This window comes from Cytobacillus oceanisediminis, assembly GCF_004366035.1.
In the GTDB taxonomy this organism is placed as follows: domain Bacteria; phylum Bacillota; class Bacilli; order Bacillales; family Cytobacillaceae; genus Cytobacillus; species Cytobacillus oceanisediminis_C.
This window is the reverse complement of the sequence record NZ_SOEE01000001.1, coordinates 576,838-594,299: the sequence shown is the minus strand read 5'-3', so window position 1 is coordinate 594,299 and position 17,462 is coordinate 576,838. Positions and strand designations below refer to the sequence as shown.

Annotated in this window: 17 protein-coding genes; 15 read left to right on the top strand and 2 right to left on the bottom strand. The window is 42.2% G+C overall.

Annotation, left to right across the window (positions count from 1 at the left end; all coding sequences use genetic code 11):
* Window positions 1–285: 285 nt before the first annotated feature.
* Window positions 286–1,047 carry a tRNA threonylcarbamoyladenosine dehydratase gene (locus DFO72_RS03130; RefSeq protein ID WP_113882742.1) on the top strand — a complete coding sequence of 254 codons (762 nt, stop codon included), beginning with the start codon at window positions 286–288 and terminating at the stop codon, window positions 1,045–1,047.
* Window positions 1,048–1,109: 62 nt separating this feature from the next.
* On the opposite strand, the gene DFO72_RS03125 is transcribed toward DFO72_RS03130, so the two are convergent.
* Window positions 1,110–1,628, bottom strand: coding sequence for a hypothetical protein (locus DFO72_RS03125; RefSeq protein ID WP_113882743.1), 519 nt, complete (start codon window positions 1,626–1,628; stop codon window positions 1,110–1,112).
* Between the two features lie 176 nt (window positions 1,629–1,804).
* Between DFO72_RS03125 and DFO72_RS03120 the strand changes: the two genes are divergently transcribed.
* Together DFO72_RS03120 and DFO72_RS03115 are read left to right on the top strand one after the other, a co-directional pair.
* On the top strand, window positions 1,805–2,746 hold the full coding sequence (locus DFO72_RS03120) for an ABC transporter ATP-binding protein (RefSeq protein ID WP_113882744.1): 942 nt from the start codon (window positions 1,805–1,807) through the stop codon (window positions 2,744–2,746).
* Window positions 2,724–3,683 (top strand): ABC transporter permease, encoded by a 960-nt coding sequence (locus DFO72_RS03115; RefSeq protein ID WP_113882745.1) that lies wholly within the window; start codon window positions 2,724–2,726, stop codon window positions 3,681–3,683. Before DFO72_RS03120 ends, DFO72_RS03115 begins: the two co-directional genes overlap by 23 nt.
* 44 nt (window positions 3,684–3,727) lie before the next feature.
* Here DFO72_RS03115 and DFO72_RS03110 read toward each other — a convergent pair whose 3' ends face one another.
* Complete coding sequence (locus DFO72_RS03110; RefSeq protein ID WP_113882858.1) at window positions 3,728–4,993, bottom strand: replication-associated recombination protein A; 1,266 nt, start codon at window positions 4,991–4,993, stop codon at window positions 3,728–3,730.
* A gap of 251 nt (window positions 4,994–5,244) precedes the next feature.
* Between DFO72_RS03110 and DFO72_RS03105 the strand changes: the two genes are divergently transcribed.
* From DFO72_RS03105 to alaS, 12 genes are all read left to right on the top strand, one after another.
* On the top strand, window positions 5,245–5,931 hold the full coding sequence (locus DFO72_RS03105; RefSeq protein ID WP_113882746.1) for a YczE/YyaS/YitT family protein: 687 nt from the start codon (window positions 5,245–5,247) through the stop codon (window positions 5,929–5,931).
* Window positions 5,931–6,350, top strand: a complete 420-nt coding sequence (gene cymR, locus DFO72_RS03100; protein WP_009333072.1) for a cysteine metabolism transcriptional regulator CymR — start codon at window positions 5,931–5,933, stop codon at window positions 6,348–6,350. The genes DFO72_RS03105 and cymR overlap by 1 nt, the downstream gene beginning before the upstream one ends.
* A 67-nt stretch (window positions 6,351–6,417) precedes the next feature.
* Complete coding sequence (locus tag DFO72_RS03095) at window positions 6,418–7,560, top strand: cysteine desulfurase family protein (RefSeq protein ID WP_113882747.1); 1,143 nt, start codon at window positions 6,418–6,420, stop codon at window positions 7,558–7,560.
* A gap of 55 nt (window positions 7,561–7,615) precedes the next feature.
* Window positions 7,616–8,731 carry a tRNA 2-thiouridine(34) synthase MnmA gene (gene mnmA / locus DFO72_RS03090; protein ID WP_113882748.1) on the top strand — a complete coding sequence of 372 codons (1,116 nt, stop codon included), beginning with the start codon at window positions 7,616–7,618 and terminating at the stop codon, window positions 8,729–8,731.
* A 115-nt stretch (window positions 8,732–8,846) separates the two neighbouring features.
* Window positions 8,847–9,512: a tetratricopeptide repeat protein gene (locus DFO72_RS03085; protein ID WP_113882749.1), complete on the top strand. Its 666-nt coding sequence runs from the start codon at window positions 8,847–8,849 to the stop codon at window positions 9,510–9,512.
* Window positions 9,513–9,539: 27 nt separating this feature from the next.
* Window positions 9,540–11,966: an SF1B family DNA helicase RecD2 gene (gene recD2 / locus DFO72_RS03080; RefSeq protein ID WP_113882750.1), complete on the top strand. Its 2,427-nt coding sequence runs from the start codon at window positions 9,540–9,542 to the stop codon at window positions 11,964–11,966.
* A 98-nt stretch (window positions 11,967–12,064) separates the two neighbouring features.
* On the top strand, window positions 12,065–12,214 hold the full coding sequence (locus DFO72_RS29265) for a hypothetical protein (protein WP_166672413.1): 150 nt from the start codon (window positions 12,065–12,067) through the stop codon (window positions 12,212–12,214).
* Window positions 12,215–12,336: 122 nt separating this feature from the next.
* The gene (locus DFO72_RS03075) at window positions 12,337–12,807 is read left to right on the top strand and encodes a PRC-barrel domain-containing protein (RefSeq protein ID WP_113882859.1); all 471 of its coding nucleotides are present in this window, start codon (window positions 12,337–12,339) and stop codon (window positions 12,805–12,807) included.
* Between the two features lie 15 nt (window positions 12,808–12,822).
* Window positions 12,823–13,014 (top strand): hypothetical protein, encoded by a 192-nt coding sequence (locus DFO72_RS03070; RefSeq protein ID WP_113882751.1) that lies wholly within the window; start codon window positions 12,823–12,825, stop codon window positions 13,012–13,014.
* Window positions 13,015–13,039: 25 nt separating this feature from the next.
* Window positions 13,040–13,174, top strand: coding sequence for a YrzQ family protein (locus DFO72_RS03065; RefSeq protein WP_083390473.1), 135 nt, complete (start codon window positions 13,040–13,042; stop codon window positions 13,172–13,174).
* A gap of 139 nt (window positions 13,175–13,313) precedes the next feature.
* Window positions 13,314–14,402: an AI-2E family transporter gene (locus DFO72_RS03060; protein WP_113882752.1), complete on the top strand. Its 1,089-nt coding sequence runs from the start codon at window positions 13,314–13,316 to the stop codon at window positions 14,400–14,402.
* A 381-nt stretch (window positions 14,403–14,783) separates the two neighbouring features.
* On the top strand, window positions 14,784–17,417 hold the full coding sequence (alaS, locus tag DFO72_RS03055) for an alanine--tRNA ligase (RefSeq protein ID WP_113882753.1): 2,634 nt from the start codon (window positions 14,784–14,786) through the stop codon (window positions 17,415–17,417).
* The last annotated feature ends 45 nt before the right edge of the window (window positions 17,418–17,462 follow it).

The following is a 17,462-nucleotide window of genomic DNA, read 5'->3' as shown; positions in this document are numbered from 1 at the left end:
GTACATACGGTGTAAAAATCCATGCTAATGAGCATGGATTTTTTTGTTTGTCCTGTTTATATTGATCGTACTTGAACTGAGTTATTGTTGATATGATGATAAGGATTAATTATGATAGCGCTGTTAACACTATTGAGGAGAAAGCTTCGATTTAATTATTGCTTAAAATGTTAATGTAATTAAACCTATAGAACTACTTGCTTTAAAATTCAAGTATGATATATTCATTATCGGGTATAAGATATACATGCTTATTAAATAACATCTGATGGAGTTGATATATATATGCTTCACCAATTTTCCAGGAATGAATTGGCTATTGGCAAAGAAGGCCTTGAAAAAATGAAAAATAGTACCGTTGCGGTACTGGGCATCGGCGGTGTAGGTTCCTTTGCAGCGGAAGCACTGGCGCGTTCCGGTGTTGGCCGGCTTGTTCTGGTTGATAAAGACGATGTTGATATTACAAATGTGAACAGGCAGGTCATCGCTTTATTATCCACTGTCGGGAAACCAAAGGTGGATTTAATGAAAGAAAGAATCAGGGATATCAATCCTGATTGTGAAGTTATTGCTTTAAAAATGTTTTATACAGAAGAAACCTATGAGCAATTCTTTGATTATGGACTCGACTTTGTAGTTGATGCTTCCGATACGATTTCATATAAAATTCATCTAATGAAAGAATGCTTGAACAGAGGGATTCCAATGATTTCAAGCATGGGTGCTGCAAATAAAATGGATCCAACCAGGTTCCAGATTGCTGATATCTTCAAAACTCATACTGACCCGATTGCAAAGGTTATCCGCACACGCCTGAGAAAAGAAGGAATCAGAAAAGGCGTTCCGGTTGTATTCTCCGATGAAAGCCCGATCGTTATCCGGGAAGACGTCCGAAAAACAGTAGGAAAAGATGATGCTGAAATCAGAAAGGCCAAAATGCCGCCATCTTCAAACGCATTTGTTCCTTCTGTTGCAGGTTTAATCATGGCCAGCTATGTAAATAGAGAACTATTAAGCGATATTAAAATTGCACGTGTAAATGACTGAAAAGAGACCGGCTTTCTGCAGGCCGGTCTTTACCGCATTTTAATGTCCTGGATTTGCTCCAATCAATGAACAGCTCTTTTCTCTTCATTGCTTTCATGCTTCAGCAGCTGTTCGGCTTCTTTCAGGATGCTTGCCATTTCCTCATATTGCATAAGCTGATTTTTAAATTCCGCTTCTTTTTCCTTCAACCTTCTAATTAACTGCTGATTTTGAAGCTTTAAGTGCATTTGTTCTTCGTGCAGACGTTTATTTTCCTTGATTTGCTCTGAATCAGGATGTGCTTTCGCAAAGTTCCTTAAAAAGTGTATGACTTGAGCCAAATTTTCAATGGGAACAGTGTCAGGAGCTTCATGGGTTTGACTGGCTGCATTATTGCTTGAGCTTTCTTGGGTTCCATAATCTGTCCTTTTTGTTATGACCGTGTTCCAGCGGTATTGGCAAGCTGAAACTGTACGGCCGAGTTCAGTACTTGCCTTCTTAAAAGCTGATGCTTTTGAATCCCCATTTGATGTATATTCAAGTACTGTCTCTTCGAGTAATTGATCCTCTTCCGGTCTCCATAAATCTTTCCGTTCCTTCATTCCTTTAACCACCTCAGAAAATACGATTGTTTTGCTTATCGTCACCCTAATACATGAAAATATTCCATTCTCAGTTGTTGAAAGGTAAAATAACAAAGTGTAAGCCAAATAATAATCCCGACTTTAAAGGCGTCTGCAAAGAACTGGACTTTAAAAGATGGGAGGAGGATACCTAAATGGATACTCTTGTAGAAATACAGGAAGTAACAAAAGTAATAAAAGGAAGAACAATTATTGATTCTGTCAGCTTTGAGGTAAAAAAGGGAGAGGTATTCGGTTTCCTTGGCCCAAACGGTGCGGGTAAGACCACCACTATTCGAATGCTGGTGGGTTTGATTAGCATTACTTCCGGGGACATTAAAATTCTTGGCAGCAGCATCAAAACAGATTTTGAAAAGGCGGTTTCCCATATTGGAGCCATTGTGGAAAATCCTGAGATGTATAAGTTTTTGTCTGGCTATCAAAATCTGGTTCATTATGCACGAATGTCAAAAGGTGTAACTAAAGAAAAAATTAATGAAACGGTTGAGCTAGTAGGACTGGCGGATCGGATTCATGATAAAGTCAGAACATACTCGCTTGGCATGAGGCAAAGGCTTGGTCTGGCACAGTGTCTTTTGCATGATCCCAAAATCCTCATTTTGGATGAACCTACGAATGGGCTTGATCCTGCAGGCATCAGGGAGATTCGGGACCACCTGAGGATGCTTGCAAGAGAAAGAGAAATGGCTGTTATTGTTTCCAGCCATTTACTATCTGAAATGGAAATGATGTGTGACAGAATCGGCATTATTCAAAACGGGAAATTGATTGATGTTCAGCACATCAGTGATTTTGTACAAGGGAAAGAAAAAATTTATGAAGTAGAAGTGGATGATCCTGAAAAAGCAAATAGAATTTTAATACGTGCACAGCCTGGTTTGCCTGTACAGCTCACAGAAAATTGTGTGATACTTCCGCTTGTCCGTGAAGACATACCTGAAATGATAAAAGCGTTTGTCCGTGAAGACATGAAAATATTTTCCATTCGTGAAGTGACCAAAACTTTGGAAGATCGTTTTCTGGAAGTAACAGAGTACAAAGGGGGAACAGGTGATGCTCGGACTGATTCAAAATGAATGGATGAAGATATTTAGGCGCCCGGGCACATATGTCATGATTGGACTTCTTTTAATTATGACGACTGTTGCAGGAGCCTTTATAAAGTATCAGGAAAGCGGGGGTACAGTCCCGGATAATACGGAATGGAAAAGAGGACTGCAGACCCAAAACGAAAGCTATCAAAAACAGCTTGAAGAGATGGGGGAAATGGCTCCCAGAGAAATGAAGGAACAGTATCAAAGGGAGATGGCCATTAACGAATACAGAATTAAGAATGATATTTCACCGAATCAGGAATACTCTGTCTGGGGGTTTGTATCAGATACCTCACAGCTGATTGAATTTGCCGGCCTGTTTACGATCATCATTGCCGGGGGAATCGTGTCAAGCGAGTTTACATGGGGAACCATCAAACTTCTTTTGATTAGACCTATCAAAAGAGTAAAAATCCTGGGAGCAAAGTATATTACCGTGGTTTTATTCGGTCTGCTGGTGCTGGCCGTCCTCTTCGGATATTCAGCACTGCTGGGCGGACTCCTCTTTGGATTCCCTGAAAAAGCATTTCCTTATTTATATTATTACAACGGAACAGTAACAGAACAAAGCATGGGACTTCATCTGATAGCTTATTATGGTCTTAAATCCATTAATATGCTAATGCTTGCAACCATGGCTTTTATGATTTCTGCTGTTTTCAGGAATAGCTCGCTGGCGATAGGTCTTTCCCTGTTTCTGATGTTTATGGGAGGACAGGTCACAAGGCTGATCGCAATGAAATATGATTGGGCCAAATACAGCCTTTTTGCCAATACAGACCTCCTTCAATATTTTGAAGGAATGCCAATGGTTCACGGAATGACGATTGGATTTTCCATCCTGATGATATTAATATACTTCCTGCTTTTCCAGGTGCTTGCATTTTATGTGTTTAATAAAAGGGATGTTTCTGCTTAAAAGCGCAAATAGCAAAAGGTCTGGCATTGCTGCCAGACCTTTTGCTATTTAAGGAGTTTTTCATAGATAGATGCTAATGCCTGTTCGAATTTGCCTGTTTTCTTCGGCTGATAATACACTTTGTTTTTTATTCTGTCCGGCAAGTACTGCTGTTTGACCCAGCCTGTTTCGTAATCGTGAGGATATAGATAGCCGATGCCTCTGCCAAGCTCTTTTGCTCCTTTGTAGTGGGCGTCCTTCAAGTGATCGGGGACTTCACCGCTTTTGCCTGCTCGGATATCCGCTATTGCGGAATCCAATGCTGTGTATGCTGAATTGGATTTTGGAGAGAGACAGAGCTCAATAACCGCATTTGCAAGTGGAATCCTTGCTTCCGGGAATCCAATCCTTTCAGCTGTTTCTATGGCTGCAAGGGTTCTGGCTCCGGCTTGCGGCGATGCCAGGCCGATATCTTCATAAGCGATAACCAAAAGTCTTCTGCTTATGCTTTGCAGGTCGCCTGCTTCAATTAATCTTCCTAAATAGTGCAATGCCGCATTTACATCGCTTCCGCGAATGGACTTTTGAAAACCGGATAAGACATCGTAATGGGCATCTCCATCTTTATCGTGTGTAAAGCTTTTGCGCTGAATGCATTCCTCTGCAACAGACAAATCAATCTTAATGATTCCTTCTTCATCTTCATTAGTTGAAAGCACAGCCAATTCCAATGCATTTAGAGAGCTTCTGACATCACCATTTGAAGCGGTGGCAAGATGTGTTAGCGCATCATCGGTAACTTCAGTTTGTTTATTGCCAAGGCCACGTTCCTTATCCAATAAAGCCCTTGTCAGTGCTTTTTTTATATCATCAGCAGACAGCGGCTTTAGTTCGAAAATTTGGCATCGGCTTCTGATAGCGGGGTTAATTGCATGATACGGATTGCTGGTTGTGGCGCCAATTAAAGTGATGCTGCCATTTTCAAGATAGGGCAGCAGGAAATCTTGTTTGCCTTTATCAAGTCTATGGACTTCATCCAGCAGCAGAATAACCTTTCCGGACATTTTGGCCTCTGCCGCTACCACTTCCATATCTTTTTTATTGTTAGTCACAGCATTTAAAGTACGGAAAGCGTATTTGGTGCTCCCTGCAATGGCACTTGCAATCGAGGTTTTGCCTATACCTGGGGGGCCGTACAGAATCATCGATGACAGCTGCTTTGCCTGCACCATGCGATAGATGATTTTTCCTTCTGAAACAAGATGCTCCTGGCCAATGATTTCATCAATCGTTCTCGGCCTCATCCGGAATGCAAGAGGTTTAATGTTCAAAGTTATCACTCCAGCCTTTTGCTGGCAGCCTGCAGTCTGCCTATCTATTTTCAGCAAAGTTTTCGCTTTCTATTTAAGATACCATAACATTTCCCGGTGCGAAATCAATTAGGCCAGACCGGCATTGTCCTAAGTTCAATCCCGGCCCGCCCCTTTTCCTCCTAAAATATGCTATAATGTCAAAAGTCTATAATATTACTAAGGATATAAACTTTATATATTTTGCAGGTCTCGCGGGGAGCGTTGGGCACATGTTACTGAAAAATAAAGGGCAAATCGGTCCCAGGTTTTTGGTTTATTTAATAGGGCTGCTTGTTATGAGCCTGGGGATTGTGTTGTTAATTAAAGCTGATTTAGGGGCAACCCCCTGGGATGTTCTGCATGTAGGACTCTACTATGAGCTAGGCCTGACGATAGGCAGTTGGTCCATTATTGTTGGGATTTTCATATTGGCTGCTGCAGCACTGATTTCAAAGGAATTTCCACAGGCCGGTGCATTCTTGAATATGATACTAATTGGTCTGTTTATTGACGCTTATTTGCTTTTGCCATTTATGCAGACCCCAAATGGGCTGGCGGGAAAATTGGCCGTGTTTGGTTTTGGCATAGTGGTTTATTGCTATGGAATGGGGCTGTATATTTCTGCTCAGCTCGGAGCAGGGCCAAGGGATAGCCTGATGATTGCCTTATCAGCAAAAACCGGCTGGAAAGTCAGAAATGTCAGAGGTCTAATGGAAATTGCTGTACTGACTGTTGGATGGCAGCTTGGGGGCCCTGTTTTCTGGGGCACCATTGTGCTCAGTTTGGCAGTCGGGCCGATTGTCGGGGCTGCTTTGCCGCAGTGCCAGGCTTTAACTGACCGATTTTTGGCAAAACTTAGAGAAAAGGATATCTATGCGAATCAAATGCTTAAAGAAAAGGATAGAGGTGCAAGCTGATGAAAATATCTACTAAAGGCCGTTATGGGTTAACTATAATGATTGAATTAGCTAAAAAGCATGGGGAGGGTCCCACTTCGCTAAAATCGATCGCCCAGACGAATGATCTGTCTGAGCACTATCTGGAGCAGCTCATAGCGCCGCTTCGGAACGCAGGTCTTGTTAAAAGCATCCGCGGGGCATACGGCGGATATATTTTGGGGAAAGAGCCGACAAAGATTACTGCCGGGGATATCATCAGAGTTCTGGAAGGACCGATCAGTCCAGTGGAAGGAATTGAAGATGAAGAGCCTGCAAAGAGAGAACTGTGGATGCGTATTCGTGATGCTGTGAAAGATGTGCTTGATAACACAACGCTTGAAGATCTTGCCAGCCATACAGATACTGGCGAATCGGATGCTTATATGTTTTATATTTAGTCCTTAATCAGGGAATAATTCATGTGGAAATAAAAGCAGCAGGACGAAATGAAGTAGGTGAAATAAATTGGAAAGAATATACCTTGACCATGCGGCAACTTCGCCAATGCATCCTGAAGTGATTGAACGGATGACTGAAGTCATGAAATCTGAATATGGAAATCCTTCCAGCATTCATTATTTCGGGCGGAGTGCACGCCATATTGTCGATGAAGCAAGATCTGCTTTAGCAAACAGTATTGGTGCAAAAACCAATGACATTATTTTTACAAGCGGCGGTACAGAGGCTGATAATCATGCGATTTTTGGAACAGCTGAATCCTGCCGCCATAGGGGCAAACACATTATCACAACTCAAATTGAACACCATGCGGTTTTGCATGCATGTGAGGAGCTTGAAAAACAGGGCTTTGAGGTAACGTATTTGCCTGTTGATCCAAATGGGCGTGTTTTGGTAAGGGACGTAGAAGATGCTCTCCGGGAGGATACCATTCTTGTAACCATCATGTACGGAAATAATGAAATAGGGACGCTTCAGCCGATTAAGGAAATAGGTGAGTTATTGGCGGAGCATCCTGCTAAATTCCATACCGATGCTGTTCAGGCTTACGGGCTTGAAAGAATTGATGTGCAGGAATTGAAAGTGGATTTGCTTTCCGTCTCCGCCCATAAAATTAATGGCCCAAAAGGGATCGGCTTTTTATACGCCCATCCTGATGTGAAACTTTCTTCCCGTCTTTTTGGCGGTGAACAAGAAAGGAAGCGCAGGGCAGGAACTGAAAATGTTCCATCTATTGCAGGCTTCCAGGAGGCTGTTCGGATCACTCAGAATGAGATGGAAACTAAGCGGGACGAGCTGCATTCTTTTAAGATGCTGTTCATGAATAAACTGAAGCAGGAAGATGCTGTTTTTGAACTGAACGGATCACTTGATTATTCCCTGCCTCATGTTTTAAACTTAAGCTTTCCCGGAACAAATGTTGAAGCCATGCTAGTTAATCTTGATTTGGCTGGGATAGCAGCATCAAGCGGGTCGGCCTGTACTGCAGGCTCCATCGATCCATCCCATGTCCTTGTCAGCATGTTTGGAAAAGGATCAGACAAACTGCAAAATTCCATCCGTTTCAGCTTCGGCCTCTTTAACACAAAGGAACAAGCTGAAAGAGCTGCAGAACAAATAGCCAAAATCGTGAAGCGGCTGGCTAAATAGATAAGATAGTTGAAACAAAGCAAGTCTAAGTGTTTAGAATTGAGGTGAAATAGAGATGAAAAAAGATCCAAAGGATACCCGGGTAGTGGTCGGAATGTCCGGAGGCGTTGATTCTTCTGTTGCGGCCCTGCTTCTGAAGGAACAGGGGTACGATGTGATCGGGATTTTTATGAAAAACTGGGATGATACCGACGAAAATGGTGTTTGTACCGCCACAGAGGATTACAATGATGTCATCCGGGTATGCAACCAAATCGGAATTCCTTATTATGCAGTCAACTTTGAAAAGCAATACTGGGATAAAGTGTTTACCTACTTCCTTGAAGAATACAAGGCAGGACGAACACCCAATCCTGATGTCATGTGCAATAAGGAAATTAAATTTAAGGCTTTCCTTGAACATGCTATGAGCCTTGGCGCAGACTACCTGGCTACTGGCCACTATGCACGCGTGGAATTCAGGGATGGCGAATACAAAATGCTAAGAGGCCTTGATGATAATAAGGATCAAACATATTTCCTGAATCAGTTAACACAGGATCAGCTTGAAAAAGTTATGTTTCCTATTGGCGATATTGAAAAATCAAAAGTACGCGAACTGGCAAAGGAAGCTGGTTTGGCAACTGCAGCAAAGAAAGACAGCACGGGCATTTGCTTTATTGGTGAACGTAACTTCAAGGAGTTCCTTGGAAATTACCTTCCCGCTCAGCCCGGGAATATGGAAACCATGGATGGAAAGATTGTCGGCAAGCATGATGGCCTGATGTATTATACCATTGGGCAGCGACATGGACTTGGCATTGGCGGAGCAGGTGAACCATGGTTTGCAATCGGCAAAGACCTGAAGCGGAATGTCTTGTATGTTGGACAAGGCTTCCACAATGAAATGCTCTATTCAGACTCCATTATTGCTGTTAATGCCAGCTGGGTTAACCATTCAGAACAGCCGCTGGAATTTGAATGTACGGCTAAGTTCAGATACCGCCAGGCGGATAGCAGAGTTAAGGTTCGGACTCTTGAAGATGGAAAAGTACAAGTTATTTTTGAGGAGCCAATCAGAGCTGTTACCCCGGGGCAGGCAGTTGTTTTTTATAATGGTGACGAGTGTCTCGGCGGCGGAACAATTGATAAAATATTCAAAGATGGCAAACAGCTGGATTATGTGGGTTAAGAAAAGAAGGGACCCCGATTCTTACATAGAATCGGGGTTTTATTATGGGAATAGCGGACAGCGGAAAAGGAAAATTCAAATATGCTATACTTTGATTTGAATGGAGTGATGAATAATGGATAAGAACCAAATGGGTATTCAATATATGCAAGAAGGAAAATGGGAAGAAGCAGCGAAGGTTTTTATGGAAGCGATTGAAGAAAACCCTTCTGATCCTGTTTCCTATATTAACTTTGGAAATGTGCTATCAGCTGTAGGGGAAAACGAAAAAGCGCTGAGGTTCTATGAAAAAGCAATAGGACTTGATGGAAACGCGGGTGCTGCGTACTACAGTGCTGGAAACTTATATTATGAATTGCAGCAGTTTGACGAAGCCAAAAAGATGTTTGAAACAGCATTGAAAAAAGGCCTGGAAACCGGAGACAACTTCTTCATGCTCGGCATGTCCCTAACAGCACTTGACCAGGGAAAGCTGGCTTTGCCTTATTTGCAGCGCAGTGTGGAGCTGAATGAAAACGATGCCGAAGCACATTTTCAATATGGATTATGCCTGGCGCAGCTCGATTATATTGATGAAGCAATTCAGCAGATGAAAAAGTGCATTAAAATTGAGCCGGAGCATGCAGATGCCTATTACAACCTTGGAGTAGCTTATGGATTTAAAGAACAGGAAAATGAAGCACTCTCTTACTTTAATAGGGCACTGGAAATTCAGCCGGATCATATGCTTGCCGGATATGGAAAAAAGCTGATTGAAAAAGGCGGCAGTGACCTGAGCTAAAAGTTGTATTATGGGGAGGATAAGGAAATGGAGAAACAGGATTCCATGGATCTTTTTGCCGAACAAGGAAAGTTCATAAAAGGCAGACATCTTGTCACAATCTTTCATAATGAGCAAAACTTATATACGGTTGTGCGCATTCGGGTTGATGAAACGAATGACTCTTATGATGAAAAAGAAGCGGTCATTACAGGCTATCTGCCAAAGATGCATGAGCATGAAACATATATTTTCTACGGTGAATTCAAGGATCACCCTAAGTTCGGCGTCCAATTCCACACAAGCCATTACAGGAAAGATCTTCCCCAGACCAAACAAGGAGTAGCCAATTATTTATCAAGCGAATTATTTAAAGGGATTGGAAAGAAAACTGCCGAGCAAATCGTTGAGACACTTGGAGAAGATGCGATTACACGCATTCTAAATCAGCCTTCTCTTCTCGATAAGGTTCCAAAACTGTCACCTGAAAAAGCAAAATTGCTTTACGACACGCTTATGGAACATCAAGGCCTTGAGCAAGCCATGATTGCATTAAATCAATATGGTTTTGGCCCGCAGCTTTCCATGAGAATTTATCAAGTATATAAAGAAATGACGATTGAAGTTGTCCAAAGCAACCCTTATAAGCTGGTTGAGGATATAGAAGGAGTCGGCTTTGGCCGTGCAGATGAACTGGGCTATCAAATCGGCATTTCTGGTAATCATCCTGATCGTATTAAAGCAGCCTGCCTCTACATACTTGAAATGGAAAGCATGCAGGCAGGCCATGTTTATTTTGAAGCAAAACCACTTCTGCAAAGTGCGAAGAAGCTTTTAGAAGAAAATAAGCGTGATACAATTGAATACAGGGATATATCCAAGGAACTGATTAAGCTTGAAGAGGAAGGGAAAATCATGGCTGAAGGCCAAAAGATATACCTTCCATCCCTTTATTTTTCTGAAAAGGGACTTGTAACCAATATTAAACGGATCCTTAAGCAAACACAATATGATGAACAGTTTCCGGAGTCGGAATTTCTTTTGGCCCTTGGCAATCTGGAGGAACGTCTGGGTGTTCAGTACGCCCCGACCCAAAAGGAAGCCATTCAAACAGCTCTTATGTCTCCTATGCTGATACTGACTGGCGGCCCGGGTACAGGAAAAACAACCGTTATTAAGGGAATTGTTGAGTTATATGCCGAACTGCATGGCTGCTCTCTTGAGCCAAAAGACTATAAAAAGGAAGAGCCTTTTCCCTTCCTGCTGGCTGCGCCTACTGGAAGGGCTGCAAAACGGATGGCCGAGTCAACTGGGCTGCCCGCGGTAACCATTCACCGTCTGCTTGGCTGGAATGGGACCGAAGGGTTTGACCGGCACGAAGAGAGTCCATTGGAAGGCAGGATTTTAATTGTAGATGAGACCTCAATGGTTGATGTTTGGCTTGCTAATCAGCTTTTCAAGGCTCTCCCTGAAAATATGCAGGTAATCCTTGTGGGGGATGAAGATCAGCTGCCCTCAGTGGGTCCAGGCCAGGTTTTAAAAGATCTTTTGCGTTCAGATCGTATTCCTACCGTTCGTTTAACAGATATTTACCGACAGGCTGAAGGATCTTCAATCATTGAATTGGCTCATGAAATGAAAAAAGGCAAACTTCCCGCGAACATTTCTGCACAGCAGACAGATCGTTCCTTTATCAAATGCCAGCCGGCCCAAATTGCGGATGTTGTTGAAAAGGTTGTCCTGAATGCCAAAAAGAAAGGTTATTCCTCAAAGGATATTCAAGTGCTTGCCCCTATGTACCGCGGACCTGCAGGAATTGACAGGCTAAACGAAATATTGCAGGAAATACTAAATCCAAACCCTGATGGAACGAGGAAAGAGTTTTCCTTTGGTGATGTGAAATACAGAATCGGCGATAAAGTCCTTCAGCTTGTCAATCAGCCTGAGAATAATGTGTTTAATGGGGATATGGGTGAGATTGTATCTATTTTTTACGCAAAGGAAAATACGGAAAAACAGGATATGATTGTCGTATCCTTCGATGGTGCGGAAGCTACTTACACAAGGCAGGATCTTAATCAGATTACACATGCATACTGCTGTTCAGTCCATAAATCCCAGGGAAGTGAATTCCCTATCGTCATTTTGCCAGTTGTTAAAAGCTATTACAGGATGCTTAGAAGAAATCTTCTTTATACCGCCATTACCCGCAGCAGACAATTTTTGATACTGTGCGGTGAAGAAGATGCGTTGAAAATCGGTGTGGAACGTGCGGATGAACAAGCCCGCCTGACAACTCTTTCAGAAAAGCTTAGAGAAGCAATCCCATTAAAAGGTGAAGCAATGCAGGAAGATACAGGTGAGTCGCCCCTGCCTGAAACCCTAACCCTCGAAGAAAGGCTTCTCCAAGCCGATCCAATGATAGGAATGGGAAATATAACACCGTATGATTTTATGGAAAAAGAATATAGCTAATAAGAACAGTCTAAATAACAGACTGTTCTTTTTGTATATCTCAGAAATAGACGAGCCGTTTGGCCGTTTGAAAATAAATATGAAAAGGAGAGATAAATGTGGAAAAGAAAATCAGAAGCTCTCTTCTCAATCTCCATGGAGTGAAACGCCATAAACAGCCACAGCAGGATTATGAATTTTCAGAGGAACTGGCAGACGGCGGGGAGCGCAGCGAACGTTTTAATAAGCCAAGGTACAATGGAAGGTAATGATTATGCAGACCTTCCAATCCGGTTTTAGTAATACTTTATGGGTCCCATGGGAATGGTTTTCCTTCATTTTTTTAAAGAAACGGTGAAAACTATAAATGTTCGGGAAGGCGGGATTCTCTTTGCGGACATTTTCTTTATTAAAAGGTTTGCCGGTTTTTGAATTGAAAACCGGCAATAAAGCAGGCGATATTTGTGATTTATCCATTTCAGGCACCGGGAAAGTAAAGGGATTACTGCTGCGAAAGGGCGCTCTTCTGAAAAAGACATATATCATCAATATTGAGGACGTGGCATCTTTTGGCTGGGATGGAGTAATGATTGAAGATTCCTCTGTTCTGCAAGCAATGCCAAAACAAGATGATTATACATGTGAGACCCATAACCGGTTAACTGGAAAAATGATTATGAGCCAGGAAGGTGAACGGCTGGGCTTGCTGGAGGATGTATACTTCAAGGAAGAATTGGGCACGATTGTAGGGTACGAACTGTCGGATGGCTTCTTTTCAGATGTGCTGGAAGGAAAACGTGTCATAAAAACCGATGACCCGCCTGCAATTGGAAAAGACGCCATAATTGTAAATGTAAAATAGTGAGGTGTCTTATCCGTGCTGAAATGTCCAAATTGCCAGAGCAAAGATATTGGAAAAATTGGAATTAACCAATTTTACTGCTGGAATTGCTTTATAGAACTTTCCTTGGCCAAGGGGATCATTAATACTCATCAAGTAGAGGAAGATGGTACACTTAGCTCCCTTGATGATTTATTTGAAGAAGATGAGCGCCGGTATCTTTCGTAATTATGGACGAAAGAGGTGAGCCAGTTTGAACAAAATATTAACCTCTGCAATGATGCTTGGGGCAGGCATGGCTGCTTATAATTACGCGCAAAAAAATAATATGATATCAGGCCGAAAAATGAAACGCATGCAAAAAAAAATAACGAAAGCTTTATTCTAAAAATGATTTTGGGGCTGGTTCTTTTACAAGGGCCAGCTTTTTGGTGGAATGAAATGGCTGATGTACTTGCGCTTATTTATTAAGTACATGTATAAATCCCAAGGAAGCTATCACAATAAAAACAAGGAGGCGGGCCATATTGAATATTCAAATGAAATGGTACTACCGGCTTGGATTTCTGCTTCTCTTGTTTATTGTGATTTTCGTCTTCCTAAAGCTTCAGCCATTATGGATGCCTGTTCTGGAAATCTTGTTTGCAGTATTCATTCCTTTTGTCATTGGAGCATTTATTACATATCTCCTTCACCCGATTGTGGAGAAATTGCATGAAACTGGCCTTCATAGGGGGCTTGCCGTTTTTATTATATATTTTTTATTTTTCGGGGGAATTGGCCTTGCTTTGTATAAAGGGATTCCGGCTTTTATTCACCAGCTGCGTGATCTTGCGGAAAATGCTCCTCAATTTGCCAATCAGTACCGGGGATGGATAGACCTTATTCAGAGTAAAACATCAACATGGCCTGATGGCCTGCAAACCAGGATAGATGATGTCATTGCAGCGGTAGAGAAACGGTTGAATAATCTTTTATCGAAGGTAATCTCATTTTTTCTTAATGTATTGAATTATGCTGTGATTATCGCTATTATTCCCTTCATTTCATTTTATCTCCTTAAAGATTTTTCGATTATGAAAAAGGCTGCCTGGTATTTGACGCCTAGGAAATGGAGAAAGGAAGGCGTTTTATTCTTAAGGGATGTAGATAAGTCCCTGGGAAGCTATATTAGAGGCCAGCTTTTGGTTTGTGCGGCCATCGGGACCATTTCTTCCCTGCTTTTCTGGATCTTTGATATGCGCTACCCTCTTTTGCTTGGCACTATAATAGGGGTTACTAATGTGATTCCTTATTTTGGCCCAATTATCGGAGCGGTACCGGCTGTAATCATTGCCTCTGCTTTATCGGTCAAGATGATCGTAATTACGATTGGCATCATTATTGTTCTTCAGTTTCTTGAGGGGAATATCCTATCACCCCTCATTGTCGGAAAAAGCCTTCATATGCATCCGCTTCTCATTATGCTGGCCTTGCTGGCTGGAGGGGAAGCAGCAGGGATATTGGGCTTAATCATTGCAGTTCCAATTTTAGCTGTCATTAAAGTAAGCATCATTCATGCGAAAAAACACTTTTTAAAAAATAAACAACCAGAAATCACTGAAACATCATCATGATGTTGACAACAACAAAGATAAATCGCTATAATTCGTCTATAAAGCTATATTAATCATGTTGACGGAAAAAGTATGTTATAGGCCATCTGAGTGGATGCAGGTATTGCATTCATATTAGAGAGGGAGTTCCCAGGCTGAAAGAACTCCTAGATGAAGGATAACAGAAAGCTAATCCAGAGTGCAGCTAATCCCTGCCGTTTATCCGCGTTAAGGATCTGAGAGATGGGAGATTAGATTATGAACTGGATAAAGGTCTGGTCATTGTTCATATTCTTCCATAATCAGGGTGGTACCGCGAGCAAGCTCTCGTCCCTGTCCAGGGATGAGGGCTTTTTTTGTTGTTTTTAAAAGTTTTTACATATTTTTAGGAGGATGGTTAGAATGAAACAATTATCAGGTGCAGAAATACGCCGAATGTTTTTAGACTTCTTCAAGGAGAAAGGACACGCTGTTGAACCCAGTGCTTCTCTAGTTCCGCACGAAGACCCTTCTCTGCTTTGGATTAATAGTGGTGTCGCCACTCTAAAAAAATATTTTGACGGCCGTGTCATCCCGGAGAATCCAAGGATTACGAATGCCCAAAAATCCATCCGCACCAACGATATCGAAAATGTAGGCAAAACAGCGAGGCACCATACATTTTTTGAAATGCTGGGCAATTTCTCAATTGGTGATTATTTTAAAGAAGAAGCCATTATTTGGGCCTGGGAGTTTTTGACTGATAAAAATTGGATTGGGTTTGAAGAAGAAAAGCTATCTGTTACAATTCATCCCGAAGATGACGAAGCTTTTAAAATCTGGCGGGAAGAAGTGGGAGTTCCGGAAGAAAGAATTATCCGTCTGGAAGGAAACTTCTGGGATATTGGAGAAGGCCCAAGCGGTCCAAATACAGAAATTTTCTATGATCGCGGACCTGAATATGGAAATGACCCGGAAGATCCTGAACTATACCCAGGCGGTGAAAATGATCGCTATTTAGAAGTTTGGAACCTAGTGTTTTCTGAATTCAACCATAATCCGGATGGCACCTATACGCCTCTTCCAAAGAAAAATATTGATACGGGTATGGGACTTGAACGGATGGCATCTGTCGTTCAAAATGTGCCTACCAACTTTGATACAGATTTATTTATGCCGATTATCCGAGGAACAGAAGAAATTTCGGGCAAGAAATATGGAGCTTCTAAAGAAACGGATGTTGCATTTAAAGTTATTGCCGATCATATCCGCACTGTAGCATTCGCAGTGGGGGATGGTGCACTGCCTTCCAATGAAGGACGGGGTTATGTTTTGAGAAGATTGCTTCGCCGTGCAGTCAGATATGCCAAGCAAATCAATATAAATGAGCCATTCATGTATGATTTGGTGCCGGTAGTAGGAGAAATAATGCATGACTTCTATCCGGAAGTAAAAGAAAAAACAGAATTTATTCAAAAAGTCATCAAAAACGAAGAAGAACGTTTCCATGAAACACTTCATGAGGGTTTGGCCATCCTGTCATCTGTTATTAAGAAAGAAAAGGAAAAAGGAAGTGCTGCGATTCAGGGGGCTGATGTCTTCCGGCTTTATGATACGTATGGATTCCCCGTAGAATTAACTGAGGAGTATGCGGAAGAAGAAGGCATGAAAGTAGATCATGCCGGATTTGAAAAGGAAATGGAAGGACAGCGCGAGCGTGCACGTTCAGCGCGTCAGGATGTAGATTCCATGCAGGTCCAAGGCGGCGTATTAGGTGAGCTGAAAATTGAAAGCGAATTTGTTGGATATGATAAGCTTCAGACAGAATCTAAAGTAGCAGCCATTGTAAAAGACGGTCAGCTAATTGATGAAGCTTGTGCTGGTGAAGAAGTCCAGCTGATTTTAAATGAAACACCATTTTACGCAGAGAGCGGCGGACAGATTGCGGACCAGGGAACTCTTAAAACAGAGGGATTAAAGGTGTCCATTAAGGATGTTCAAAAAGCGCCAAATGGACAAAACCTTCATAGAGCTGTCATTGAAGAAGGGACGCTGAAGGCTGAAGCAACTGTAATGGCTTCGGTAAATGAGCAAATCCGTTCTAAGGTAATCAAGAATCACACTGCAACTCACTTGCTTCATCAGGCTTTAAAAGATGTATTGGGAAGCCATGTCAACCAGGCTGGATCTCTGGTAGGCCCTGATCGCCTGCGCTTTGACTTCTCCCATTTCGGGCAAATTACCTCTGGAGAACTTGAGAAAATTGAGGCAATTGTCAACGAACAAATTTGGAAAAGCCTTGATGTTGATATCAATTTCAAAGATATTGACGAGGCAAAAGCAATGGGAGCTATGGCACTATTTGGAGAGAAATATGGCAAGATTGTCCGTGTTGTTCAGGTTGGAGATTATAGTCTTGAGCTTTGCGGCGGGTGCCATGTTCGGAATACTTCTTCAATCGGATTGTTTAAGATTCAATCGGAAAGCGGAATTGGGGCAGGAACTCGCAGAATTGAAGCTGTAACTGGCGAGGCTGCATACAAGCTGATGAATGACCAGATACATGTTTTAAAAGAAGCATCAGGCAAATTAAAAACCAATCCAAAAGATTTATCTTCAAGAATTGATGTGCTGCTTGGAGAAATGAAGCAGCTGCAGCGAGAAAACGAATCTTTAGCTGCGAAATTGGGCAATATTGAAGCAGGGAGCCTGGTATCAAAGGCAAAAGAAATCAACGGCATTACTGTTCTTGCTGAGAAGGTCCAGGCGTCAGACATGAATAACCTGCGCAATATGGCCGACGATTTAAAACAAAAACTCGGATCTGCAGTTGTTGTATTAGGCAGTGTAAATGAGGGTAAAGTGAATATAATAGCCGGGGTAACAGATGATCTGATCAAAAAAGGCTTCCATGCGGGCAAAGCGGTCAAAGAAGTCGCTTCAAAATGCGGCGGCGGCGGCGGCGGCCGTCCGGACATGGCCCAGGCTGGCGGAAAAGATCCGGAAAAACTTGAAAGTGCTCTGCAATTTGTGGAAGAATGGGTTAAATCCGTTTGATATCCCTGAAAAGTAGTGTAAAATGAAGGTAACCAAGAGAGATTG